At 61.4% G+C, this 23,806-nt stretch carries 21 protein-coding genes; 5 read left to right on the plus strand and 16 right to left on the minus strand.

What is annotated here, in order from left to right; translation table 11 throughout:
- Positions 1 to 198: 198 nt before the first annotated feature.
- From PH605_RS07435 to PH605_RS07445, 3 genes are read left to right on the plus strand one after another with little or no spacing between them, the layout of a single operon-like run.
- The gene (locus PH605_RS07435) at positions 199 to 963 is read left to right on the plus strand and encodes an ImuA family protein (protein ID WP_142844584.1); all 765 of its coding nucleotides are present in this window, start codon (positions 199 to 201) and stop codon (positions 961 to 963) included.
- Complete coding sequence (locus PH605_RS07440) at positions 878 to 2,395, plus strand: Y-family DNA polymerase (protein ID WP_162856821.1); 1,518 nt, start codon at positions 878 to 880, stop codon at positions 2,393 to 2,395. The genes PH605_RS07435 and PH605_RS07440 overlap by 86 nt, the downstream gene beginning before the upstream one ends.
- Positions 2,392 to 5,667, plus strand: a complete 3,276-nt coding sequence (locus PH605_RS07445) for an error-prone DNA polymerase (protein WP_142844583.1) — start codon at positions 2,392 to 2,394, stop codon at positions 5,665 to 5,667. Before PH605_RS07440 ends, PH605_RS07445 begins: the two co-directional genes overlap by 4 nt.
- 9 nt (positions 5,668 to 5,676) lie before the next feature.
- Here PH605_RS07445 and PH605_RS07450 read toward each other — a convergent pair whose 3' ends face one another.
- Positions 5,677 to 6,615: an AraC family transcriptional regulator gene (locus PH605_RS07450; RefSeq protein WP_142844582.1), complete on the minus strand. Its 939-nt coding sequence runs from the start codon at positions 6,613 to 6,615 to the stop codon at positions 5,677 to 5,679.
- A 182-nt stretch (positions 6,616 to 6,797) separates the two neighbouring features.
- Here PH605_RS07450 and PH605_RS07455 point away from each other — a divergent pair, with 182 nt between their 5' ends.
- On the plus strand, positions 6,798 to 8,015 hold the full coding sequence (locus PH605_RS07455; protein ID WP_142844581.1) for an MFS transporter: 1,218 nt from the start codon (positions 6,798 to 6,800) through the stop codon (positions 8,013 to 8,015).
- A 46-nt stretch (positions 8,016 to 8,061) separates the two neighbouring features.
- Here the strand turns inward: PH605_RS07455 and PH605_RS07460 are convergent, their stop codons facing one another.
- The 5 genes from PH605_RS07460 to ytfQ form a co-directional block, all read right to left on the minus strand.
- On the minus strand, positions 8,062 to 8,796 hold the full coding sequence (locus PH605_RS07460; protein WP_003523755.1) for a FadR/GntR family transcriptional regulator: 735 nt from the start codon (positions 8,794 to 8,796) through the stop codon (positions 8,062 to 8,064).
- An 18-nt stretch (positions 8,797 to 8,814) separates the two neighbouring features.
- Positions 8,815 to 9,795 (minus strand): galactofuranose ABC transporter, permease protein YjfF, encoded by a 981-nt coding sequence (gene yjfF, locus PH605_RS07465; RefSeq protein WP_078052720.1) that lies wholly within the window; start codon positions 9,793 to 9,795, stop codon positions 8,815 to 8,817.
- Entirely contained in the window at positions 9,792 to 10,835 is a 1,044-nt protein-coding gene (locus tag PH605_RS07470; RefSeq protein WP_161987805.1) for an ABC transporter permease, read from the minus strand. Before PH605_RS07470 ends, yjfF begins: the two co-directional genes overlap by 4 nt.
- A complete protein-coding gene (locus PH605_RS07475) occupies positions 10,835 to 12,358 on the minus strand; it encodes a sugar ABC transporter ATP-binding protein (protein ID WP_142844580.1) in 1,524 nt (507 codons plus the stop codon). Before PH605_RS07475 ends, PH605_RS07470 begins: the two co-directional genes overlap by 1 nt.
- Before the next feature lie 75 nt (positions 12,359 to 12,433).
- A complete protein-coding gene (gene ytfQ, locus PH605_RS07480) occupies positions 12,434 to 13,393 on the minus strand; it encodes a galactofuranose ABC transporter, galactofuranose-binding protein YtfQ (RefSeq protein ID WP_065655501.1) in 960 nt (319 codons plus the stop codon).
- A 522-nt stretch (positions 13,394 to 13,915) separates the two neighbouring features.
- Between ytfQ and PH605_RS07485 the strand changes: the two genes are divergently transcribed.
- A complete protein-coding gene (locus tag PH605_RS07485; protein WP_065655500.1) occupies positions 13,916 to 15,736 on the plus strand; it encodes an IlvD/Edd family dehydratase in 1,821 nt (606 codons plus the stop codon).
- 124 nt (positions 15,737 to 15,860) lie between these two features.
- Here the strand turns inward: PH605_RS07485 and PH605_RS07490 are convergent, their stop codons facing one another.
- From PH605_RS07490 to PH605_RS07535, 10 genes are all read right to left on the minus strand, one after another.
- Positions 15,861 to 16,085 carry a hypothetical protein gene (locus PH605_RS07490; RefSeq protein ID WP_236781174.1) on the minus strand — a complete coding sequence of 75 codons (225 nt, stop codon included), beginning with the start codon at positions 16,083 to 16,085 and terminating at the stop codon, positions 15,861 to 15,863.
- A 56-nt stretch (positions 16,086 to 16,141) separates the two neighbouring features.
- Positions 16,142 to 16,546 (minus strand): VOC family protein, encoded by a 405-nt coding sequence (locus tag PH605_RS07495; protein ID WP_003523747.1) that lies wholly within the window; start codon positions 16,544 to 16,546, stop codon positions 16,142 to 16,144.
- A gap of 14 nt (positions 16,547 to 16,560) precedes the next feature.
- Positions 16,561 to 17,043, minus strand: a complete 483-nt coding sequence (locus tag PH605_RS07500) for a helix-turn-helix domain-containing protein (RefSeq protein ID WP_125146291.1) — start codon at positions 17,041 to 17,043, stop codon at positions 16,561 to 16,563.
- A 66-nt stretch (positions 17,044 to 17,109) separates the two neighbouring features.
- Positions 17,110 to 17,298 carry a hypothetical protein gene (locus PH605_RS07505; protein ID WP_003506556.1) on the minus strand — a complete coding sequence of 63 codons (189 nt, stop codon included), beginning with the start codon at positions 17,296 to 17,298 and terminating at the stop codon, positions 17,110 to 17,112.
- Between the two features lie 164 nt (positions 17,299 to 17,462).
- Positions 17,463 to 18,581, minus strand: a complete 1,119-nt coding sequence (locus tag PH605_RS07510; RefSeq protein WP_142844578.1) for a pyridoxal-phosphate-dependent aminotransferase family protein — start codon at positions 18,579 to 18,581, stop codon at positions 17,463 to 17,465.
- A gap of 9 nt (positions 18,582 to 18,590) precedes the next feature.
- A complete protein-coding gene (locus tag PH605_RS07515; protein WP_142844577.1) occupies positions 18,591 to 19,370 on the minus strand; it encodes an ABC transporter ATP-binding protein in 780 nt (259 codons plus the stop codon).
- Entirely contained in the window at positions 19,367 to 20,170 is an 804-nt protein-coding gene (locus PH605_RS07520; RefSeq protein ID WP_142844576.1) for an ABC transporter ATP-binding protein, read from the minus strand. The genes PH605_RS07515 and PH605_RS07520 overlap by 4 nt, the downstream gene beginning before the upstream one ends.
- Positions 20,167 to 20,997, minus strand: a complete 831-nt coding sequence (locus PH605_RS07525) for an ABC transporter permease (RefSeq protein ID WP_142844575.1) — start codon at positions 20,995 to 20,997, stop codon at positions 20,167 to 20,169. The genes PH605_RS07520 and PH605_RS07525 overlap by 4 nt, the downstream gene beginning before the upstream one ends.
- Positions 20,994 to 21,983, minus strand: coding sequence for an ABC transporter permease (locus PH605_RS07530; protein ID WP_142844574.1), 990 nt, complete (start codon positions 21,981 to 21,983; stop codon positions 20,994 to 20,996). The genes PH605_RS07525 and PH605_RS07530 overlap by 4 nt, the downstream gene beginning before the upstream one ends.
- Before the next feature lie 9 nt (positions 21,984 to 21,992).
- Complete coding sequence (locus PH605_RS07535) at positions 21,993 to 23,603, minus strand: ABC transporter substrate-binding protein (RefSeq protein ID WP_142844573.1); 1,611 nt, start codon at positions 23,601 to 23,603, stop codon at positions 21,993 to 21,995.
- Positions 23,604 to 23,806 lie beyond the last annotated feature (203 nt).

Raw genomic sequence — 23,806 nt, forward strand, 5'->3', positions numbered from 1 at the left:
GCCGGGCGGCTGTCAGGGTAAAACAGGTGGCGAGCGGACAATTCCGTTTTAACGGCAGGGCAGAGGGCCGCAAGGCCAGAATCCTCTCTTCCCGTGCAAACTGTTGAAGACCGGCAGCCTATTGCTTGACTCTTTGCTGAAATAGGAACAAAACAGGAACAATAAAGATGAATAACCGGAATTGAAACCTGTCATGCCATGCAAAAGCGCGCGGATCAGTTGCTCGTTGTCGAAGAGCTGCGTGAAAGCCTGGAAAGGATCGGTAACGGCGCTCCGCGCCTGCACGAGACCTTGCCTTTCGGCGTGGATGCCATCGACCATCGCCTGCCGGGAGGCGGGCTGAAGCTCGGTTGCCTGCATGAGGTGAGCGGTGGCGGCAATGGCGCTGCCGATGGCGCGGCGGCCGCCCTTTTTGCGGCCGGTGTGGCGGCACGGCTTTCCGGCAAGGTTTTATGGTGTGTCACACGCCGGGATCTGTTCATGCCGGGGCTGACGCAGGCCGGCCTGTCGCAGAACCGGGTCATCATCGTTGAATGCCGCGATGAGAAAGGTGTGCTCGACTGTTTCGAGGAGGGCTTACGCTGCAACGGTTTCGGCGCGGTGATGGGCGAGCTGGCGAAGTTGCCGATGAACGCCTCGCGGCGGCTGCAACTGGCGGCGGAAACCTCCGGTGTTACCGGCATCGCCATTCGTCGTTTCCGGCGTGCGGCCGATGCGGCGCTGTTCGGCGAGCCGACGGCGGCGATGACCCGCTGGCGCATCTCCGTCCGACCCTCATCCCCCTTGCCGGTACCGGGGGTGGGCAGGCCGCGCTGGTTTCTGGAACTTTTGCGATGTCGCGGCGGCGAAAGTGCCGAATTTGAAGTGGAAGCCTGTGATGCAAAGGGTCGTCTCGCTCTACCTGCCGACATGGCCGACGGATCGTTTCCGGCGTCTTTCGGGCAAGGACGCGCCGCCGGTTGAAAAGCCGCTGGTCATGATTGGCCGCCATGGCAGCCGCCGGCTGGTGCTGGCGCTCGACAAGGCGGCAAAGGCGGCGGGCATCCGGCCGGGCACGCCGGTCAGCAAGGCGCAGGCGCTGGTGCCGGGCCTTATCGTGGAAGATCTGGATGCGGATGGAGATGCCCGCGCCCTGCAACAGCTGGCCTTTCATTTCCTGCGCATCTATGCACCCATCGTCGCCGCCGACCCACCGGACGGGCTGGTGCTGGACACGGCGGGGGCGGACCATCTGCACGGCAATGAGGCGCTGATGCTGAGCGGCATGGTCAACCGCCTTCATGCCGCCGGCTTTAGCGCCCGCGCCGCCATTGCCGATAGCTGGGGCGCGGCCCATGCGCTGGCGCGTTTTGGCCGTGAGGCGATCAGCATCGTGCCGCCGGGCGGGCAGCGTGTGGCGGTCAGCGGCTTGCCACTTGCCGCGTTGAGGCTGGAAGAGCGGATCGTTTCCGAGTTGAAGGTGCTCGGTTTCCGCAGCATCGGCGAGCTGGCCGAAGCACCGCGTGCGCCGCTCACCCTGCGTTTCGGCCCCGAACTCGTGCGCCGTCTTTCCCAGGCTTTGGGGGAGATCGGTGAACCCATCGAACCGGTGCGCGTGGCCGAGCTGGTGGAGGTGCGGCGCGCCTTTCCCGAACCCATTGCAGCGGCGGAGACGATTGCCCGTTATACGCAAAAACTGGTTCCGGAGCTTTGTGTCGCGCTGGAAAAGCGCGGCCTCGGCGCCCGCCGTGTCGATCTGGTGCTGCACCGGGTCGATAGCGGCCTGCAGGCGGTGCGGGCCGGCACCTCCAGACCGGTGCGCGACATTAAACAGCTTGTCCGGCTTCTGACCGACCGTATCGACACCATCGATCCCGGTTTCGGCATCGAGATGATGGTGCTGACCGCCACCCATGCCGAGCCGCTTGTCGCCGCGCAGGCCCGATCCTCGCTTCTGGAGGAAGGCCGTGCGGACATCGCCGATACGGTTGATGTCATTCTCAATCGCGGCCACAGGGTCTATCGTTATGCGGCGGTGGCGAGCGATGTGCCGGAGCGCTCCGTTGCCCGGGTTGCGGCGCTGGCACCTGAGGATAGGCTCGGCTGGCCCGGCCACTGGCCGCGCCCGGTCAGGCTTTTTGCAAGGCCGGAACCCATCGAAACGCTGGCGCTGCTGCCGGACCATCCGCCGCGTTATTTCCTCTGGAAAGGCGTGCGCCATAATGTCAGGCGCGCCGACGGGCCGGAGCGGGTGTTCGGCGAATGGTGGAAACGCGACCGGGAAAAGGCCGCCGTGCGCGATTATTTTACGGTGGAAAATGAAAGCGGCGAGCGCTTCTGGATTTTCCGCTCCGGCGATGGCGAACATATCGAGACTGGTTCTCAGGGCTGGTTCATTCACGGGGTCTTCGCATGAGCGCGCCGCGTTATGCCGAACTTCAGGTGACCACGCATTTTTCCTTCCTGCGGGGTGCAAGCTCCTGCGATGAGCTTTTCGAACAGGCCAAAAGACTCGGCATCAAGGCGCTTGGTATCGTGGACCGCAACAGCCTTGCGGGCATTCCCCGCGCTTACGAAGCCGCCAATAATCATGGCATCCGCCTTGTCATCGGCTGCCGGCTCGATCTGGATGACGATCTTTCCGTGCTCGTTTATCCCATGGATCGGCCCGCTTACGGGCGGCTCTGCCGGCTGCTTTCCGTCGGCAAGAAAAGAGGCGGCAAGGGCAAGTGCCGGCTGGCATGGGACGATCTCGTCGCCTACGGCGAAGGCCTGATCGTGGTGCTGCTCGCCGATCTGGCCGACGATCTATGCGCGCTTCGCCTGCGCCGGCTGAAGACAGCTTTTGCGGACCGGGCCTATATGGCGCTTAGCCTCAGAAGACGCCCCAACGACCAGATGCGGCTTTTCGAACTGTCAGCTATGGCCGAAGCGGCTGGTGTGCCGACTGTTGTCACCAATGACGTGCTTTTTCATGTGCCGGAACGGCGCATGCTGCAAGATGTCGTCACCTGCATAAGGCACAATTGCACCATCGACGAGGCTGGTTTCCGGCGCGAGCGGCATGCCGACCGCTATATGAAGCCGCCGGAGGAAATGCACCGGCTGTTTGCCCGTTACCCCGAGGCGCTGGCCCGCAGTCTCGAAATTACGAAACGCTGCAAATTTTCGCTGAAGGAACTGGTCTACCAATATCCCGAGGAGCGCAGCATGCCGGGGCTGACGGCGCAGCAGGCGCTGGAGAAGATGGTTTGGGAGAGGGTGCCGGTGCGGTATCCCGAGGGCTTGCCGGAGAAGGTGGAAAAGGCGCTGCATCATGAGCTGGGGCTAATAGGCCGGCTGGAATATGCCCCCTATTTTCTGACGGTGAACGCCATCGTCCAATTTGCGCGCAGGAAGGATATTCTCTGCCAGGGACGCGGCTCGGCGGCCAATTCGGTTGTGTGCTACGTGCTCGGCATAACCGCCATCGATCCTGTAAAGGTTGATCTCCTGTTCGAACGCTTCGTCTCGGAAGAACGGCGCGAACCGCCTGATATCGACGTGGATTTCGAACATCAGCGGCGTGAGGAGGTCATCCAGTGGGTTTATGACACCTATGGTCGGGACAAGGCTGCGCTTTGTTCGGTCGTTACCCGTTATCGCGGGCGTGGGGCGCTGCGGGATGTCGGTAAGGTTCTGGGGTTACCGGAAGATTTGACCAAACTTCTCTCCTCACAAGTGTGGCGGTGGAGCGAGGGGGTCGGCGAAAAGCAGGTGAAAGAGTTGAACCTCAATATGGAGGACCGCCGCCTGCAACTTGCCTTTGAACTTGCCAATCAGCTTGTCGGCACACCGCGTCACCACAGCCAGCATCCGGGCGGCTTTGTTTTGACCCATGACCGGCTGGACGAGCTGGTGCCGATCGAGCCCGCTGCCATGGATGACCGCCAGATCATCGAGTGGGACAAGGACGATATCGATATCGTCAAATTCATGAAAATGGATTGTCTGGCGCTCGGCATGCTCTCCTGCATGAAACGCGGCTTCGACATGCTGGAGGCACGGGACGGCAAGAAATACGATCTCACTTCCATGCCGCCCAAGGACGATGCCACTTTTGCCATGATCCAGAAGGCCGATACGCTGGGCACCTTCCAGATTGAAAGCCGGGCGCAGATGTCCATGCTGCCGCGGCTTAAACCGAAGGAATTCTACGATCTCGTCATTCAGGTGGCTATCGTTCGTCCTGGCCCAATTCAAGGCGATATGGTGCATCCCTACCTTCGCCGAAGGCAGGAAAAGGAGCCGGTTCATTATCCTAAGGAAGAATTGCGAAGAGTTCTGGGCAAGACGCTGGGCGTTCCGCTGTTTCAGGAGCAGGCCATGCGCGTCGCCATCGAATGCGCCGGTTTTTCTCCCGGCAAGGCGGATCAGTTGCGCCGTGCCATGGCAACCTTCAAGAATGTCGGCACCATCTCCAAATTCAGACAGGATCTGATCGATGGCATGGTGGAGCGCGGTTATGAGCAGGACTTCGCCGAACGCATCTTCAAACAGCTCGAAGGTTTCGGCAGTTATGGTTTTCCCGAAAGCCATGCGGCCTCCTTCGCATTGATTGCCTATGCCTCTTCATGGCTGAAGTGCCATTATCCCGATATTTTCTGCACGGCGCTTCTCAATTCGCAGCCCATGGGATTTTACGCCCCCGCGCAGATCGTGCGCGATGCGCGCGATCATGGCGTGGAAGTGCGCCCGGTCTGCGTCAATAACAGCCGCTTCGATTGCACGCTGGAACCGACCGGCAAGAGCGATGCCGATGGTAAAGAGCTTTACGCCGTGCGGCTTGGCCTGCGCATGGTGAAGGGGCTCTCCAATGATCATGCCGCCGATATTGTCGCCGCCCGGCAGGATCGGCCTTTCGCCTCCGTCGACGATCTATGGCGAAGGGCGGGCGTTCCTGCCGCCGCCCTTGTCTGTCTCGCCGAAGCCGATGCCTTTCTGCCGTCGCTTTCGCTTGCCAGACGCGAAGCGCTCTGGGCCATCAAGGCTTTGCGGGATGAGCCGCTGCCGCTTTTCGCCGCCGCTGCCGTCAGGGAAGATGCCGTTATCGAAGAGCTTCAGGAGCCCTCCGTTGCGCTCAGGCCCATGACTGATGGCGGCGAGGTTGTGCAGGATTACGGCCATGTGGGGCTGACCCTGCGCGAACATCCCATGACCTTCCTGCGGCGCGATCTTTCCCGCCGTCGCATTGTTACCTGCGCGGAGGCGGTGCGTGTGCGTGATGGCACATGGCTGGAAACGGCGGGTCTGGTGCTGGTGCGCCAGCGTCCCGGCTCGGCGAAAGGCGTGATCTTCATGACGCTGGAGGACGAGACCGGCATTGCCAATGCTGTCCTTTGGGTCAAGACCTTCGAAAAATACCGGCGTGTGGTGCTGTCTGCCGGCATGGTAGGCATTTACGGCAAGATCCAGCGGGAAGGCGAGGTGGTGCATCTGGTCGCCCACCGGCTGACCGATTTGTCGGAAGCGCTGGCAAGTGTGGGTGAGCGCAACCGCGCCTTTCCCCTGCCGCATGGGCGCGGCGATGAGTTCCACCACGGCATGCCGCCGGAGGATCATCGCACCATTAGGAAACGACCGCCGGCTACAGTCGATGATGAAGATGAGGTGGAGCGGATAAAGGTCATTTCCCGCAATTTCCACTGAGACAAATTCCTATGCCGCATCCTCCAGCCCGGCCGTGTCCTTCCTGCGGAACTGGCTGGGCGGCGCGCCGAGCACGCGTTTGAAGGCGCGGCTGAAGGAGGCTTCGGAATCGTAGCCCAGCTTTTCCGCCGCCACCGTCACGCGCATGCCTTCGCGCAGCCACAGCCGCGCCTGATGCATGCGCACGCGCACCACATAACGGGCCGGGCTTTCGCCCACTATGCGGGTGAAACGTTCCGCGAAACTGGAGCGGGATGCTCCCATCAGCGAGGCAAGCTCCTCCACGCTCCAGTCCTTTTCGGGGTTGAGGTGGATGGCGGCCAGCACCCGCCCGAGTTCGGGATTGCGCACGGCGGCCAGCCAGCCGCTGGAATCGCCGCAGCCATATTCCACCCATGTGCGGATCAATGTTGCAGTCAGCACATCGGCAAGCCGTGCCAGAATGCCGCCCGCGCCCACGCGGTTCAGTTCCACCTCGCGCGTCATGGCTTCAAGCAGATGGGGGATAGCCGGGTCGCTTTTGGCCAGATCGCTGGTCAGCATCACATCCGGCATCAGCTGCAGCAGCGGGTGCAGATTGTCCATGTTGAAACGCATCGAGGCGGTAAAGGCGACGGTATCGCCGCCGGCGCTCGCGCATTCCATGTCGAAGATGCCCTGGCAGACTTCCTTCTTGCCGAAGCGGTCGAAAAGGGTGGGCTTCACATCCTCGCCGCTGCCCAGCACGTGGGCGTGCCCTCGCGGCAGAAGCACGGCGTCACCGCAGGTCAGCGTCAGCCATTCCCCGGAAGGTTTCTGCAATTTCGCCTGACCGACGCCGATGAAATGAAACCGCGCGGCTTCCTGTTCGGGAAAGGCCGTCGCCCAGGGTGTGGCCATGCGGCACCGGCCGTATTCGACACCATCGAGCCTCAGGCCACGCAACATTTCGGTCAGGGCATCATTCATGGCGCTCTCGCAAATTCGGATGTTTGGTTAAGGAATATGGATTTTCTAGCATGGAAACGCCGGGATGTCACGCATAGCTTATGCGCATCGATTTGCGGTTGTTGAACCGGGCTCCCACCGGTTTCACCACTTTGTCTTTCCGTTTCAGGACGCATTCCGGGAATGCGCATCAGGAGATTTTCATGAACAACCGGACCATAAACGAGCTTGAATATGTGCCGCGCAAGACAGAGCCGGATGCGAAATGGGCAGCCGTGGTTTCGCTTTCGCTCGGCGTTTTCGGGCTGGTGACGGCGGAGTTCCTGCCGGTCAGCCTTCTCACGCCGCTTTCGGCCGATCTCGCCGTCAGCTCCGGCATTGCCGGTCAATCCATCACCGTTACGGCGCTGGTCGCGGCGGTCGCCGGCCCCGGCGTCGTCATAGGCACACGCAGCATCGACCGCCGCTGGACATTGCTTGGGCTGACCACGCTGCTGATCATTTCCAGCACGCTGGCCGCCTTCGCCAACGGTCTTTTCATGCTGTTCGCCTCGCGCGTCCTGCTCGGCATCGGCCTTGGCGGCTTCTGGGCCATGTCTGCGGCGCTGGCGCTGAGGCTGGTGCCGCTTGAGAAGATGCCGCGCGCCATGGCCATCATCCTGACAGGGGTTTCGGTCGCCACCGTCTGTGCAGCGCCGGTGGGCGCGTGGATCGGGGCGACGCTTGGCTGGCGCTCGGCCTTTGTGGTTGCGGGTGCGCTCGGTGTCATCGCACTTTTCGTGCAATTGCTCACCGTTCCGTCGCTGCCGCCGGCTGGCGCACCCGGTCTTTCCACCATGTTCCGGCTGTTGCAGCGGCCGCAGGTTCGGATTGGCCTTCTGACGACGCTGTTCATCGTTGCGGGTCACTTTGCCGGTTTCACCTATGTCCGTCCATTCCTGGAAGACGTCACGCTTCTTGGCGTCGAGGCGATTTCCCTCGTCCTTCTGGTTTATGGTGTCAGCGGCTTTTTCGGCAATCTTTTCGGCGGTTTCCTCTCCGAGAAAAACACGGCATGGGCAGTGACGTTCGCCGCGACCCTCATCGCGGCATCGGCCTCCGTTCTGGTCGTTGCGGGTACGTCGCCCCTCGTTGCCGGCCTTGCCATCGCCTCCTGGGGTTTTGCCTTCGGTGCGCTCCCGGTCAGTGTGCAGAGTTTCATCACGCGGGCCGCTTCCGATGAGGCGGAAAGCGCCGGCGCGCTGCTGCTCACCACGTTCCAGATCGCCATTTCCAGCGGTGCGGTTCTGGGCGGCCTGTTGATCGATCTTCAGGGGGCGACGATGGTCTTCGTCTTCGTGGCGATTGCCGCCCTTCTCGGCGCATCGCTGATGGCGTCGCGCCGTGGCGTGGTGCCGCAGGTCGAGGCATCGCGGGGATAATTGGTCTAAGAAAACGGACCCGCATTCCTGCGGGTCTTACAACTCCTCAAACCGTCTTGATCGCCTTCTGCGTCCGGTCTTTACCGACCTCGATCACGTGGCGCATGGCTTTCACCGCCGCATCCGCGTCACGCGCCGCAATCGCATGTACGATGCGCAGATGATTGGACGCGATTTCGGCGATGGTGCCAGGCGAAGCGGCCGGCGACGAGAGCTGGAAGGAAATGGCAAGTGCTGCTTCGATCAGCCCGCTTGCCGAGCGCATGAAGGGATTGCCGGACATATGCGCCACGGCAAGGTGGAATTCGAGATCGACCTTGGCGATGCTTTCCGGCGTATGTTTCGGATTGTCGAATTTGGCGGCGATGACGTAAAGCGAAACGATATCGTCATTGGAGGCCTGCAGGGCCGCTGCCGCTGCCGCCGCCGGTTCCAGCGCCAGACGAATCTCCGCCAGATGCGTGACGAATTCCTGGTCTATGCCGGCCTCGCAGCGCCAGCCCAGCACATCCGGATCGAAGAAGTTCCAGCTCGAGCGGTCAAGAACGCGGGTGCCCACTTTCGCCTTGGGCTCCACCAGCCGCTTGGCCGCCAGCGTCTTCATGGTTTCGCGCAGCACGGTGCGCGAGACGCCGAAGCGCATGGAGAGTTCCGCGTCATTGGGCAGCAGGGAGCCTTCCGCAATTCTGCCCGAGACGATGGCGCTGCCAAGTTCGGAGACCACATGGGCGTGGCTGTTCCGGCGTTTTCGCCCGCTTATCGTCGTTTCGAGCAGCCCCAAGCAAGCCTCCCTTGGCAATTATGCCGGATGCGGTCCGGCCAGTCTCCTGTTTGAATACCAGATGATTGCGCGCTGCAACACGATGAAGACGAAAAGCAGCACGCCGATGACGATTTTCGTCCACCAGGAGGAAAGCGTCCCGTCAAAAACGATGTAGGTCTGGATTAAGCCCTGTATCAGAAGGCCGATGAAGGTTCCCGCCACAAGCCCCGTGCCGCCCGTCAAAAGCGTGCCGCCAATGACAACGGCGGCGATGGCGTCGAGCTCCACGCCCACCGTCGCCAGCGAATAGCCTGACGACGTGTAGAGCGTATAGACAATGCCGGCGAGGCCGGAGAGGAAACCGGAAAGCGCATATATGCCGATGGTCGTGGCCCCGATCGGCACGCCCATCAGCTCGGCCGATTGCGGGTTGCCGCCAAGCGCATAGACATTGGCGCCGAAGCGGGTGCGGCTGGCGATCAGCATGCCGGCGGCGAAGACGAGAAGCATCAGCATGGCTAGCGCCGTCAGCCTGCCGCCGCCGGGAAAGCGGTAATAAAAGCCCTGTATCGCATCGATGAAGGGATGCGAGATCGGCACGGACTGGGTGGAGATGAGGTAAGCCGCGCCGCGCGCCAGAAACATGCCCGCCAGCGTCACCACGAAAGGTGGGATCGACAGGAAGCGGATCATCGCCCCCATCAGGCAGCCAAACAGCGTCGAGACAACCAGCACGATGGCGAAGGCGAGCAGCGGATGGATATTATAGGTGCCGACCATCACGGCGACGAAGACGCTGGTAAAGGCGATGACTGAACCGATGGACAGATCGATGCCGCCCGACAGGATGACGAAGGTCATGCCGACGGCCGCGATGCCGAGGAAGGCATTGTCGGTCAGAAGGTTGCCGATCACCCGCGTGGAAAAGATCGCCGGATATTGCAGCACACAGAGGAGATAGGCGATGACGAAGATCGTCAGGGTGGTGAGGAAGGGCAGGTTGCGGCTGTGGATCATCGCGCGGTTCCTTCCTTGGTCATGCCATTGGTGGCCGCCGGTTTGGCGTGTGGCTTCGGCGCTTTCACGAAGCCAAGCACCGTCATGATCGCCGGCGATTGCAGCGTCAGCACCACCATGATGATGCCGGCCTTGATGATGAGGTTGAATTCCGGCGGAAAGCCCGAAACGAGAATGCCGGTATTGATGGTCTGGATGATCAGCGCGCCGATCAGCGAGGCGGTGATGGAGAAGCGCCCGCCATTCAGCGAGGTGCCGCCGATGACTACCGCCAATATGGCGTCCAGTTCCAGCCAAAGCCCGGCATTGTTGGCATCCGCGCCGCGAATATCGGCGGTTACGATCATGCCGGCGATGGCTGCGCAGAGGCCGGAGACGGCATAGACGAAAAACAAGAGGAAACGGGCCCGTACCCCGGCAAGCGCTGCCGCGCGACGATTGATGCCGGTCGCCTCGATCAGGAAGCCGAGCGCGCTCTTGCGCACCAGAAGCCCGATCGTGAGCGCCGCCGCCACCCAGATGATGACGGGCAGCGGAATGCCCGCGAACGAGCCGGAACCGATGGCGGAAAAGCTGTCGTTGTTGAAGGTGAGAATGACGCCTTCGGTGATGAGCTGGGCGATGCCGCGCCCCGCCACCATGAGGATCAGCGTGGCGATGATCGGCTGGATGTCGAGAAGGGCGACGAGCACACCGTTCCACAGGCCACAGGCGATGCCCACCGCAAGCGAGATGACGATGACCGAAGGAATGGAATGGCCATTGCTGATGAGCGTGGCCGCGACCGCGCCGCAGATGGCGATGACGGCGCCGATGGACAGATCGATGCCCTTGGTGGCGATGACCAGCGTCATGCCGATGGTTAAAAGCGCCACGGGTGCGGCGCGCACGAGAATATCCACCAGACTGCCATAGAGCCGGCCGTTCTGAAACGAAACATGCAGGAAACCCGGCGAAAGGATTGTAATCGCTGCCAGAATGATGAAGAGCGCGGCAAGCTGGGGAGCAAGCCTTTTTAGGCGTCGTGTCACAGCCACCATCACGCCGCCTCCGTTTTCGCCGCATCGGCAATCGCCCGCATGATATTGTCGGCGGTCACTTCGCCGCCCTTCAATTCGCTGACATGGCGGCGGTCGGAGAGCACGACCACACGATGGGCGACGGCGGTAAGCTCTTCCAGTTCGGAGGAGATGACCACGAGCGACATGCCCTCGCTGCAGAGTTTTTCGATCATTTTCAGGATTTCCGCATGCGCGCCAATATCGATGCCGCGTGTCGGCTCGTCGAGGATCAGCAGCCGGGGGTGGGTGGCGAGCCAGCGCGCCAGAATGGCCTTTTGCTGATTGCCGCCGGACAGGAATTTGATCGGCCGCTCGGGGTCGGCCGGGCGGATATCGAGCGACTTGATGAAGCTTTCGGCCAGTTCCGCCTTCTGCCGGCGCGAGAGTGGCCGTGCCCAGCCCTGCCGTGCCTGAAGCGCCAATGCAATATTATCTGTGACGGAAAAGTCGCCGATGATGCCGTCCGTCTTGCGCTCTTCCGGACAGAAGCCGAACCCGGCGGTAATGGCGGCTTCCGGCGAAGAAATCGCCACTGTCTGGCCGTCGATGACAGCCTTTCCGGTATCCGGCCGGTCGATGCCGAACAACAGGAAGGCTGTTTCCGTCCGGCCCGAACCCAGCAGCCCGGCGACGCCGACAATCTCTCCCGGCCGGATGCCGAGATCGAAAGGCGCGATGCTGCCGCGTTTGCCGTAACCTTCGAAACGGATCGGCGGTTCGCCCTCGGCAACCGTATCTTCGGTCGCCTGATGTTCATGGGTGATGTGCTGAAGCTCGCGACCGAGCATCATCGAAATGAGTTCGGACCTCGGCAGGCTGCCAATGTCGCGGGTGCCGACGAGACGGCCGTTGCGCAGCACCGTCACCCGGTCGGCGATATCATAGACCTGGTTGAGGAAGTGGGTGATGATGACGATGCCGATGCCGCGTGCGCGCAGGTTTCTCAAGAGGCCGAACAGCATCTCGACCTCATGGGCATCAAGGCTGGCGGTCGGTTCGTCCAGCACCAGCACCTTGCCGGAAAGATCGACGGCGCGGGCAATGGCGATGATTTGCCGGATGGCCACGGAATAGCTGGAGAGAAGCGCGTTGACGTCGATGGACAACCCGTATTGGGCAAGCAGCGCCTGCGATTTCTTCTGCATCGTGCCGCGGTCGATCAGCCCGAAGCGGCGCGGCTGGCGGCCGAGAAACAGGTTTTCGGCAACCGTCAGGTTTTCGAGAAGGTTCACTTCCTGATAGACCGTGCCGATGCCGAGCGCCTGCGCCTCACCCACATTGGCGGGCGAAATCTCTGCGCCCTCCAGAAAGATCGAGCCGCTGTCGCGGTGATAAACGCCGGTCAGGATTTTGATGAGCGTCGATTTACCCGCGCCGTTTTCGCCGAGCAGGGCATGGATTTCACCATGTCCAAGCGAAAAATCGACGCCATCAAGCGCCGTGATCCCCAAAAAGGATTTGCCGATGGCGCGTGCTTCCAGAAGTGGTGCCGTTTCGGACATTGAGCAGGTTCCGCATGAAGAATGCCATGATGGAGCGGCACGAACGACGCGCCGCTCCTTCCGAAGAATGGGGTATCAGTAACCCAGACCCTTCTTCGCCTCGTAGACCTTCATCGGGTCGTCAGACGCCGTGTAGAGCTTGGATTCGGTCTGAATCCACTTCGGCGGGGCCTTCTTGTCCTTCAGGTAGGCTTCGAGCGCGTCGAAGGCAGGGCCGGCCATGTCAGGCGTCAGTTCGACGGTGGCGTTGGCTTCGCCGGCCGCCATGGCCTTGAAGATATCAGGCACGGCATCGATGGAAACGACCTTGATGTCGGTTCCGGGCTTGAGGCCAGCTTCTTTGATCGCCTGGATCGCGCCGACGGCCATGTCGTCATTGTGAGCGTAGACCGCACAGATATCCTTGCCGCCGCCTTCGGCCTTGATGAAGCTTTCCATCACTTCCTTGCCCTTGGTACGGGTGAAGTCACCCGTCTGCGAGCGTGCGATCTTGATGTTCTTGTGCGAGGCAATCGCCTCTTCGAAGCCCTTTTTGCGGTTAATGGCGGGCGAAGAGCCGGTCGTGCCCTGCAATTCAACGACCTTGCAGTCCTTGGAACCGACATCCTTGACCAGCCAGTCGCCGGCAACCTTGCCTTCATGAACCTGATCGGAGGTCACGGCGGTGAGGTAAAGATCGTCAGAAGCCTCGATCTGGCGGTCGAGCAGAATGACAGGGATATTTTCTTCCTTGGCTTCCTTCAGCACGGCGTCCCAGCCGGTTGCGACGACCGGAGCGATCAGGATCGCATCGACGCCCTGCGCGATGAAGCCGCGAACGGCCTTGATCTGGTTTTCCTGCTTCTGCTGTGCGTCGGCGAATTTTAGCGTGACGCCGCGCTTCTCCGCCTGCTGCTTGGTGACGGTTGTTTCAGCCGCGCGCCAGCCGGATTCCGAACCGATCTGCGAGAAGCCGACGGTAAGCGATTGTGCGGAAACACTGGATGCAAGGCATGCGGAAACGGCGACAGTGAATGCCGCAAGAGCTTTTCTCATCTTATCCTCCCAGAGATGATGTCAGCGTGACGGCGACACTATGAGCATATAGTAATACTCTTGAAAAGTGGTTTTTTAGCCTTTTCACAATTTGGCTTTCACGAACTGAGACTAAATTTTGTCATAAAATACAATAAATCAATGGTTTGGGTGGGAATAAATTATACTCTTTCCCTGTCTGAACACGCCGAAAATGGCCCGCGATGTGGCTTGACAGTCAATGACGGCATCTAATAGTAATATAAATAAAGATATCAGACTGAGGCGGAGTGCCGGGCCATCGGGCCAGACGCATTCCGGCAAGGCAGGGAGGAAGAGGCCGTTGCGCGACGCCGGTATCATCGTAAATGCCGAAAAATATTCGGCTAAAGCCGAAGAACAGCTCCAAATCACTCGTCTGGGGCTGCTCTGTCGGTTATGCGTGATCTCCGAAAGCTGATTCCATTTTCCTTGCGCACAACATAAGCTTGTCGCATTTCGTAATATTTTACCGTTGGCCACTTCCGGCTGGAGACCCGCATCATGACTACATCCGACAATCTTCCCGCAACCCAGGGCAAGGGAGGCAAGCTTCGCTCGCGCGCGTGGTTCGACAATCCCGCCAACGCGGATATGACCGCGCTTTATCTCGAGCGTTACATGAACTTCGGTCTCAGCCAGGCCGAGCTTCAGTCCGACCGCCCGATCATCGGCATTGCGCAGACCGGTTCGGACCTTTCGCCCTGCAACCGCCACCATCTGGAACTGGCGAACCGCCTGCGCGAAGGCATCCGTGAAGCGGGCGGCATCGCCATCGAATTCCCGGTGCATCCGATCCAGGAAACCGGCAAGCGCCCGACCGCCGGTCTCGACCGCAACCTTGCCTATCTCGGCCTCGTGGAAGTGCTTTACGGCTATCCGCTCGATGGCGTTGTCCTGACCATCGGCTGCGACAAGACCACGCCTGCCTGTCTTATGGCGGCGGCCACCGTCAACATTCCGGCCATCGCCCTTTCCGTCGGCCCCATGCTGAACGGCTGGTTCCGCGGCGAACGCACCGGTTCCGGCACCATCGTCTGGAAGGCGCGCGAACTGCTGGCGAAGGGCGAGATCGATTATCAGGGCTTCGTCAAGCTCGTCGCCTCGTCGGCTCCCTCCACCGGCTATTGCAACACCATGGGCACGGCGACGACCATGAACTCGCTTGCCGAAGCGCTCGGCATGCAGCTTCCGGGCTCCGCCGCCATCCCGGCGCCTTACCGTGACCGCCAGGAAGTTTCCTACCTCACCGGCCTGCGCATCGTTGAAATGGTCAAGGAAGACCTGAAGCCTTCCGATATCATGACCAAGGATGCCTTCATCAACGCCATCCGCGTCAACTCGGCCATCGGCGGCTCCACCAATGCGCCGATCCACCTGAACGGCCTCGCGCGTCACGTCGGCGTCGAGCTGACGGTGGATGACTGGCAGACCTATGGCGAAGACGTGCCACTGCTCGTCAACCTGCAGCCGGCCGGCGAATATCTCGGCGAAGATTATTACCATGCCGGCGGTGTTCCGGCTGTCGTCAATCAGCTGATGAACCAGGGACTGATCATGGAAGACGCCATGACGGTCAACGGCAAGACCATCGGCGAAAACTGCCGTGGCGCGATCATCGAGGACGAGAAGGTCATCCGTCCCTATGAGCAGCCGCTCAAGGAACGTGCCGGCTTCCGCGTCCTGCGCGGCAACCTGTTCTCCTCCGCCATCATGAAGACGAGCGTGATTTCGGAAGAGTTCCGCAACCGTTACCTCTCCAACCCGAACGATCCGGAAGCCTTCGAAGGCCGCGCCGTGGTGTTCGACGGTCCGGAGGACTACCATCACCGCATCGACGATCCGTCGCTGAAGATCGACGCCAACACCATCCTCTTCATGCGCGGCGCCGGTCCCATCGGTTATCCGGGTGCGGCGGAAGTGGTTAACATGCGCGCGCCCGATTATCTCCTGAAGGAAGGCGTCAATTCGCTGCCCTGCATCGGCGATGGTCGTCAGTCTGGCACGTCGGGCAGCCCGTCCATCCTCAACGCTTCGCCCGAAGCGGCGGCCGGCGGCGGTCTCGCCATCCTGCAGACGGGCGACCGCGTCCGCATCGACGTGGGCCGTGGCAAGGCGGATATCCTGATTTCCGGCGAGGAACTGGCCAAGCGTTACGAGGCGCTTTCCGCCGAGGGCGGTTACAAGTTCCCCGATCACCAGACGCCATGGCAGGAAATCCAGCGCGGTATCGTCAGCCAGATGGAAACCGGCGCGGTTCTGGAACCGGCCGTGAAGTATCAGCGCATCGCGCAGACCAAGGGCCTGCCGCGCGACAACCACTAAGACAAGGCAGTTTTTGCCGACCGCGTTTTAATCGGCCCCGGGGTAAAACCCGGGGCCGAAACATTTTGGATACCATGCTTCGCAACCGCGTGAACCGTGCGGGCGGCCGAAGAGCGCGATAGCCTCATTGCTTACCTGCCTGCTTCCCCGATGGGGCTGGCGGCTTTCCCAGATATGGCAGGAAGAACATGTAAAGCCCGCTGAGAACAAGCAAAGTCAACGGCACCAGCGGAGCATAAACGATCACTGGTGGCGTCGGGCCGAAGGCCATCGAAGCGAAGTTCGCCAGAATGGTGACAGTCAGCAGAATGCCCAGCCACCGATGGCCCTGCCTTATCCAGTTTCGCAAGATCAAAGTCGCCCCCAAGAAAAAACATCCATGATGGAATGTGACACATCGGCGCTTCAGCGGGCCTGAACGAGCTTCCAGCCATTGCCGGAAGGATCGCGGAAGCTCGCATCCACCGAGCCGTAGCGGGCGATCGGTTCCTGGGTGAATTCGACGCCGCGTTTGTGCATGGCGTCAAAGGCTTTCTGGCAATCCTCGACCACCAGAACCAGCGGCGGCATGGCGCCTTTGGCCACGGCTTCATTCAGATCCTGTGCCGTCGCTTCATCAACGGTCGGGGCCTGCGGCCGAAACAGGCCCAGCTGGAAATCCGGCTGGTCCGGGTGCTGCACGGTCAACCAGCGATAATCGCCGTTGCGTGCGTCCGTATGCAGACGAAATCCGACTTTTTCGACATAAAATTGCAGCGCTTCGTCCTGGTCATGAACATAAAGCCCGACAAGTTGAACACCATTTTTCATGAGCTATCTCCCTTTCACTCACCGTGCCTATCGCTTTCCGTTCGCCGGCGCTTCTCCGAAACTGCGATTGTGAGATGGGGACGATGCGCGGCGCTGACGAAGCAATGGGGAACCTGCTCAAGCTCGGCAGGCAAAAGCCGCATCCTGCGCCGCAATTCACTCGGGTTTTCCCCCGTCACGTCGCGGAAAACACGGCCGAACGTGCCGATGCTGTTCCAGCCGGTTTGCAGCGCGATGTCGATGATCGGAAGGTCCGTGTCACGCAACAGCGCCACGGCGCGCTCCACGCGTCGTGTTAGCAGATAGCGGTGAGGGGGTATGCCGAAAGCATCGCGAAACGATCTCGCGAAGTGCGCCTGCGAGGCGCCGCTGACGCTTGCAAGGCGTGAAACAGGCCACGCCTCATGGGGCGCCGCGTCCATATGATCCTTGGCCCGCAGAAGGCGGCGCAACAGTTGCAAGTCTCTGTTCGCAGAGTTCTTTTCGGGCCGGCGCATGCGGCAATCATTGAATGAACCCGCGGTCCTTGGCAAGGTTCATACCTGCAAGCCGCTGTGAGTGGCTCAGATCACCGGGTAAAGCGACCAGAAGAACAGTTCATATTCCTGATCGCGGTCGTCATCGTGCGACTCGTCATCGGGTCTGCGCGGTGTTTTGTCCTGAAACTCGGTCTCCACCCGCTCATTGACGACGGGCATCCTTCGGCCGATGCCAAAGAGGTCAAAGGAGAGCATATTGAACCCTGCTACCATGGCCGTTTCCCTTCTTCACGCGAGTTAACGTAGCGTTAAGTTTCGCGCGTTGCCATGATTTCGTCAAGATTGGTCGAGGAATTTGTCTACCATTTTTAACAACAATGTCGTGACTGACATTCCAACGCTGCCGGATTTGGCGCAATGAACGTCTATTAGCGGCATTAAACGCCGTTCGCAGGGGCGTCAGAATAGGCTTTTTCAGTCGCTTCCAGTGCGGAATCGGTATCTGCGGCATGGCCGAGGCTCTTCAGGGCGCTGGAGAAGGCCGCGATATTGGCTTTTACTGCCTCCGGATGCGCCCTCAGACCGGTGTGATTGAGCCTTATCAGCCGTTCCGCGCCGGGGCCGACACCGGCGGAAATATCTGCGCCCTGCTTTTGGGATGCAGCAGCGAGGAACGCCTTTGCTTCCACGGTATCCGGCAGGATCGCCGTGGAAACGAGGGCGGAGGCGTGTGTCTCCTCCACCCAGGTCGGGATACCGAGCGCCCTGATGCCGTTCCGGGTGGCCGCCGCCGCTCTTTCATGACGTTCATTGGCCGATGCCAGACCTTCCGCCTCTATCCTGTCAAGGGCGGCCTCCAGCGCGTAAAATTCCAGCGGAGCAGGCGTTCCGGGCAGCGCGCCGCGGCCGGCATCGAGCCAGAGTTTTTTCTGGTCCAGAAGCGAGAGCATGGAGTTTTCCGGCGCCTCACCATGCGAAAGAAGCTCCCACGCTTTTTCACTGACGGAAATGGCGGAAATCCCGGCCGGGCCGGCCAGCGCCTTTTGCGGGCCGATCACGGCGATATCGATACCCAGCCGGTCGACCTCAAAGGCATGGCCGCCGATGGAGGCGACGGCATCGACGAGCGTGACGATACCCCTTTGCCGAGCAAGCGCGGCAATGGCGGGCAGGGGGTTGAGAATGCCGCTTGCCGATTCCGCATGGACGATGGCGAGAAGATCGAAGCCCGGACCCTCGTTCAGCGCCCGTTCCACCTCCTCCAGCGTGACCGGCTTTGCCGGGCTGGCGGTCAGGTTGCGCACCGTCGCGCCGCCTCTCGCGAGCCAGCCGCCGAACCATGCGCCATAGGGGCTGGTAACGATGTTGAGCGCTCTAAGACCCGGTCGGGCAAGGCTCGTCGCCGCCGCCTCAAGCGCCAGCACGGCTTCCGCCTGTATGAGAAGGACGTCGTTCCCCGTGCCCATCAAGGCTGCCAGCCGGTCGGCCAGAATGGCGTAATGCTCCGCGGGAAAGGCAGGTGGGTCGAGCAGCAATGCATAATCCGGAACGGGCATGTCTTTTCCTTACGTGGCAATGGTCAGGCGCGGTGCGGCGTCGATCAGGGTTCTGGCGGTCGAGGATTGCGGTGCCGAGACGATATTTCGCGTCCTGCCGATTTCAACGATCCGCCCCGCTTCCATGATGGCGACGCGGTGGCAGACGGCCCGGATGACCGCGAGATCATGGGAAACGAAAATACAGGAAACGGCCGTCTCCCGCTGTATTTCCACCAGCAGTTCGAGGATTTGCCGGCGAACCGAAACATCGAGCGCGGAGACGGCTTCGTCCAGAATGAGAAGCGACGGTTTGAGCGCAATCGCCCGTGCAATCGCGACACGCTGCCTTTGGCCGCCGGAAAGCTCGAAGACCGAGCGGCCGGCATAGCTGGCGGGCAGGCCGACGCGCTCGAGAAGGCGGTGTATTTCCGCCGCACGCTCGCGTCTTTTGACCATGTGATGAATGCGCAAGGGCTCGCCGATGGCATCCTCGACGCTGGCGCGCGGATTGAAGGCGCCATGCGTGTCCTGAAACACCATCTGCATATGCTGGCGGGCGGCGCGAAGGTGCCCGCTGCCCAGCGCCAGCCAGTCACGGCCTTTGAAATGGATCGTGCCTTCGTCGGCCGGGACCAGCCGCATCAGAATTCGCGCCAGTGTCGATTTCCCGCAGCCGGAGGGACCGGCAAGCCCCAGCGTCTCGCCGGGCTGAAGCGAAAAGGAAATGTCGGAAAGCGCCGCCACCGTTCTTGCGCCGGTGCGATAGGTTTTCGACAGTCCGTTGACGCTCAGAAGGGCCTCGTTCATGACGCGGCCTCGCTGATGAGCGGCGGGGTGGAGAGATCGAGATAGTCGGCAAGCAGCGCACGCGTATAGTCATGGCTGGGTGCGGAAAGCACCCGCCGCGTCGGGCCGTGTTCGACCAGCAGCCCCGCGCGGAGAACCGCGATCTCGTCGGCAAGGCTGGAAGCAAGGCCGATATCATGGGTGATGAAGACCAGCGTCTTGTTTTCCTGCCGCACCAGATCGGCCAGCAGCGTGGCGATGGCGGCCTGACTGACCGTATCGAGCGCGCTCGTGGCCTCGTCGGCAATCAGGATCGAAGGACTGGCGGCAATGGCGGCGGCGATCGCCACGCGCTGCCTCTGGCCGCCGGACAGCTGGTGCGGATAGGCGGCGAGCAGATGGGAGGGATGCGGCAGCCGCACCCGCTCTAGAAGATCGCGGGCAAGATCGCGCGCTTGCCTCCATGACAGGCCGAGATGCCGCACGGCGCCTTCCGCCACCTGTTCGCCGATGGTGAGAACCGGGTTGAGTGTCGCGCCGGTATCTTGAAAGATCGTGCCGATATCGCGCCCCGGCTGTGGCCTGCCGTGAAACAGGCCGCTATCGCGGCTCCAGGAAATATCGCCGGAAACCCGTGCATTGCCGGGAAGAAGACCGGCAATGGCTCTGCCGAGCGTGGATTTTCCCGAACCGCTTTCGCCGATGATCGCCAGCCTCTGCCCATGCCGGATCGTCAGCGAAACATTCTGCAAGGCCGGTGCATCGCCTGCCGCATAAAAAACGCTGAGATCGTCGATCCGGCACAGCGCATTTCCGCTCATGGCGCTTGCCTCCTCGTCGCCATCGCCCTGTTGATGCCTTCGCCGAGAAGGTAGACGCCGAGAACGGTGATCAAAAGGCCGATGCCGGGGATGACGGACAAAAACGCGGCCGAGCGCAGGACGTTGCGTCCTTCGGCGATCATAGAACCCCAGGTGACGATATTGGGATCGCCAAGCCCGAGAAAGGACAGCGCGGCCTCGGTGAGGATGGCTGCCGCGACGATAATGGCGGCCAGCGCCAGAACCGGCGGCAGAGCGTTGGGCAGGATTTGCTGGAAGGCGATTTCCAGCGGATGCATGCCGATGGCGCGGGCAGATTGAACATAATCGCGCTCGCGGATGCTCAACACCTGCGCCCGCATCAGCCGCGCGGGATCCGCCCATGCGCCGAGCGCAATGGCGAGAATGACGATGGGCATGGAAGGTCCGATGGTGCTGACGAAGGCAAGCGCGAGCAGGAAATTCGGCACGATCTGGAAAGCGTCGGTGACGCGCATCAATGCTTCGTCCACGAGGCCGCCCGCAAAACCGGCGATGGTGCCGATGACGGTGCCGATCACCAGCGCGGCGGCGGCGGCACCCATGCCGACGAGCAGGGAGGCCTGCGCGCCATGGGCAAGCTCGGCCAGCACATTGCGGCCCAGCCGGTCGGTGCCCAGCGGCAGGGTGGCATCCGTAAACGGCGCGATCAGCGGCTCGCCGACAATGGCCAGCGGGTCGCCCGGAAAGAGGAGGGGGGCGGCAAGCGCCGCCACGGCAAGCAGCACCAGAATGATGGTGCCCGTGGCGCCTTCGAAACTGCGCAGCAGCCGGAGAGCGAAACTCATGCCTGTCTCTCCCCGCTGCCGATGCGCGGATCGAGAACGGCATAGACAATATCGATGGCGAGATTGACCAGAATGACGAAGACGGCGCTTGTCAGAATAATGCCCATCAAAAGCGGCGTGTCGCGGCCGCTGACCGCCTCCTGCGCCAGCCGGCCGAAACCGGGAATCGCGAAGACGCTTTCGATCACCACGCTGCCGCCCAGCATGGTTGCGGCCTGCAGGCCCAACACGGTGACAAGCGGAAGAGCGGCGTTGCGAGCGACATGGCGCAGCACGATCCGCCGTTTGGAAAGCCCCTTGGACTGCGCAAAAAGCACGAAATCCAGCGGCCAGACCGCCGCCATGGCAGTGCGCATGACGCGCAGGAAAAGCGCGAGATAAATGAGGCCGAGACTGGCGACCGGCAGCACGAGATGGCGGGCAATATCGAGCGCTCTTGCAAATCCCTGCTTGCCCGAGGCAATAGTTTCGATGCCTGAGGTGGGCAGCCATTTGAGTTGAACGGCAAAGACGATGGCCAGCACGAGGCCGAGCCAGAAACCGGGCGTGGCGTAAAGCGCCAGCGAAAGCGTTGAAAGCACGCGATCCGTCAGCCCGCCGGGACGCGCGCCGGCCACGATGCCAAGCCCGGTGCCGAGGATGAAGGCGAATGCGGTGGCGCTGCCCATCAGGAGAAGCGTGTTCGGCAGCCGCTCGAGGATCAGCCCCAGCACCGGCCGGTCGAAGGCAAGGGACCAGCCGAGATCGAGCCGCAGCACCGAGCTGGCATAGAGCCAGAAACGGGCAAATACCGAACCGTTCAGGCCGTATTGTTCGCGCAACACATCCCTGAGCCCGGCATCGCCGCCGCCAATGGAGACGAGATAGGCGTCCACCGCGTCTCCGGATGCATTTTCAAGCAGGACGAAAGTGAAGATGAGAACGATCAGCAGCACCGGAATGGCGCTGACTGCCCTTCGCTTCAGCAATGTTACTGCACGCTTCACGATGCGTCCTTACGTATCGACCGCCGTATCCGCCCAGTTGGAAACGGCCCAGCGGGGATTGCTGGCGACATGTTTGACGGTATCGCGCGCCACCGTGATGAAGCCCCATTCGGCAACGTTGATCAGCGGCAGATCGGCGGCGACCTGCTTCTGGAAATCCTTGTAAAGCGCCGTGCGCGCGGCGGTGTCGACCGTTATCGACGCCTTGTCGATCAATTCGTCCAGCGTCTTGTTCTCGTAACCGCCCTGATTGGAGAAGCCTACGCCCGCCGGAATGCCGGAACGCACGAGAATGGTGGTGGAAATTGCCGGGTCGCCGCGGAAGACCGGCGGCGCGATGGCGAGGTCGAAGGCATGATCGGTGTAGACCGCCTTCTGGTGAGCAGCTGAATCATTGTTAACCAACTCGGCATCGATGCCGATTTCCTGCAACGCCTGACGAAGATAGGAGCCGAACTGCCTGGTTTCGTTGAAATAGGGCGCCGGCAGAAGTTTCAGCGAGAAACGTGTTCCGTTCGGGCCGCGCGCATAACCCGCCTCGTCCAGCAGGGCGTTGGCCTTGGCCACATCGAAATCATAGGTCTCGACATCGTCGGTGTAGAATTCAGGGGCGTTCTTCGGCACCGGGCCTGTGGATGCCGTGGCGTAACCGAGGAAGACCTTGTCGATGACGAATTTTTTGTCGATGGCGTGTGCGATGGCCTTTCTGACCTTGAGATCGGCCAGTTCCTTGCGGCGATGGTTGATTTCGACCACCAGCTGATAGGTCAGCGCCTCGTAACCATCGGCAATGACCTTGATGCCAGGCACCTTCGAGATGCGCTCGAGATCGGCCAGAGGCACGGCCGAAAAGGCGGCGAGCTGAATTTCCTCTGCTTCGAGCGCGGAGGCCGCACCCGCCCGGTCCGGCAGGACGCGGTAGATGATCTCTTCGAGCTGCGGTTCGTCCTTGCCCCAGTAATTGGGATTGCGGGTCAGGCGGTAATATTCACCGGGCTTGTATTCGGCAAAGACGAAAGGCCCGGTGCCGACCGGCTTCGTATTGGCCGGGTTGGTGGCGATATCGGTGCCTTCATAAAGATGTTTCGGCACGACGCTGGTAACCACCGGCAGCGCATTGCGGATGAGCTGGAAGGGTGTCGGCTTGGAGAAGCGGAAGATCGCCGTGTGTTCATCCGGGGTATCCACCTTCTCGAGATTGGCGAAGACCAGCCGTCCGAGATTCTGCAGTGGTTTCCAGATGGAGAGCGCCGAAAAGGCCACATCCGCCGCGGTGAACGGCTTGCCGTCATGCCAGGACACGCCTTCGCGCAGCTTGAAAGTGGCGCTGAGACCGTCATCCGATCCCTGCCATTCGGTCGCAAGCCGCGGCGTGAGCCCGTCCTTGCCATCGAAGGAGGCCTCGGCCAGCGGCTCGACGATCTTGCTGGCAATATAAAACACGCCGTTTGAGGCGACGATCGCCGGGTTGAGGTTCTTCGGCTCCGAATCGGCCGCGACGATCAGCCTTCCGCCGGGTGCCGCCTGCTGCGCGGCGGCGATGCCCGCCAAACCCGTGGTTGCGGCAAGAAGGAGTGACGTCTTGAGAAGCGAGCGGCGGGACAGGTGGACAGGCGACATGATTCACTCCGGAAACGAGGGCTGGGCGGGCCTTTCCACTTGGTCCGCGGCGGCCGATCTTAAGACTGCAACCTCGGCAGTGTCCACGTTAATTCGCGGGCTTTACAGCAATGATTTTACGTTGCGCGGGCCTTTGCGGAAACAATATGCTTTCTGGCTGTAATGCGCTTTTCTCCTGCTGCGGTCCTGCCGGCGGCGATGTT

This window comes from Agrobacterium sp. CFBP 3001 (genome assembly GCF_027871605.1).
GTDB lineage: Bacteria > Pseudomonadota > Alphaproteobacteria > Rhizobiales > Rhizobiaceae > Agrobacterium > Agrobacterium leguminum.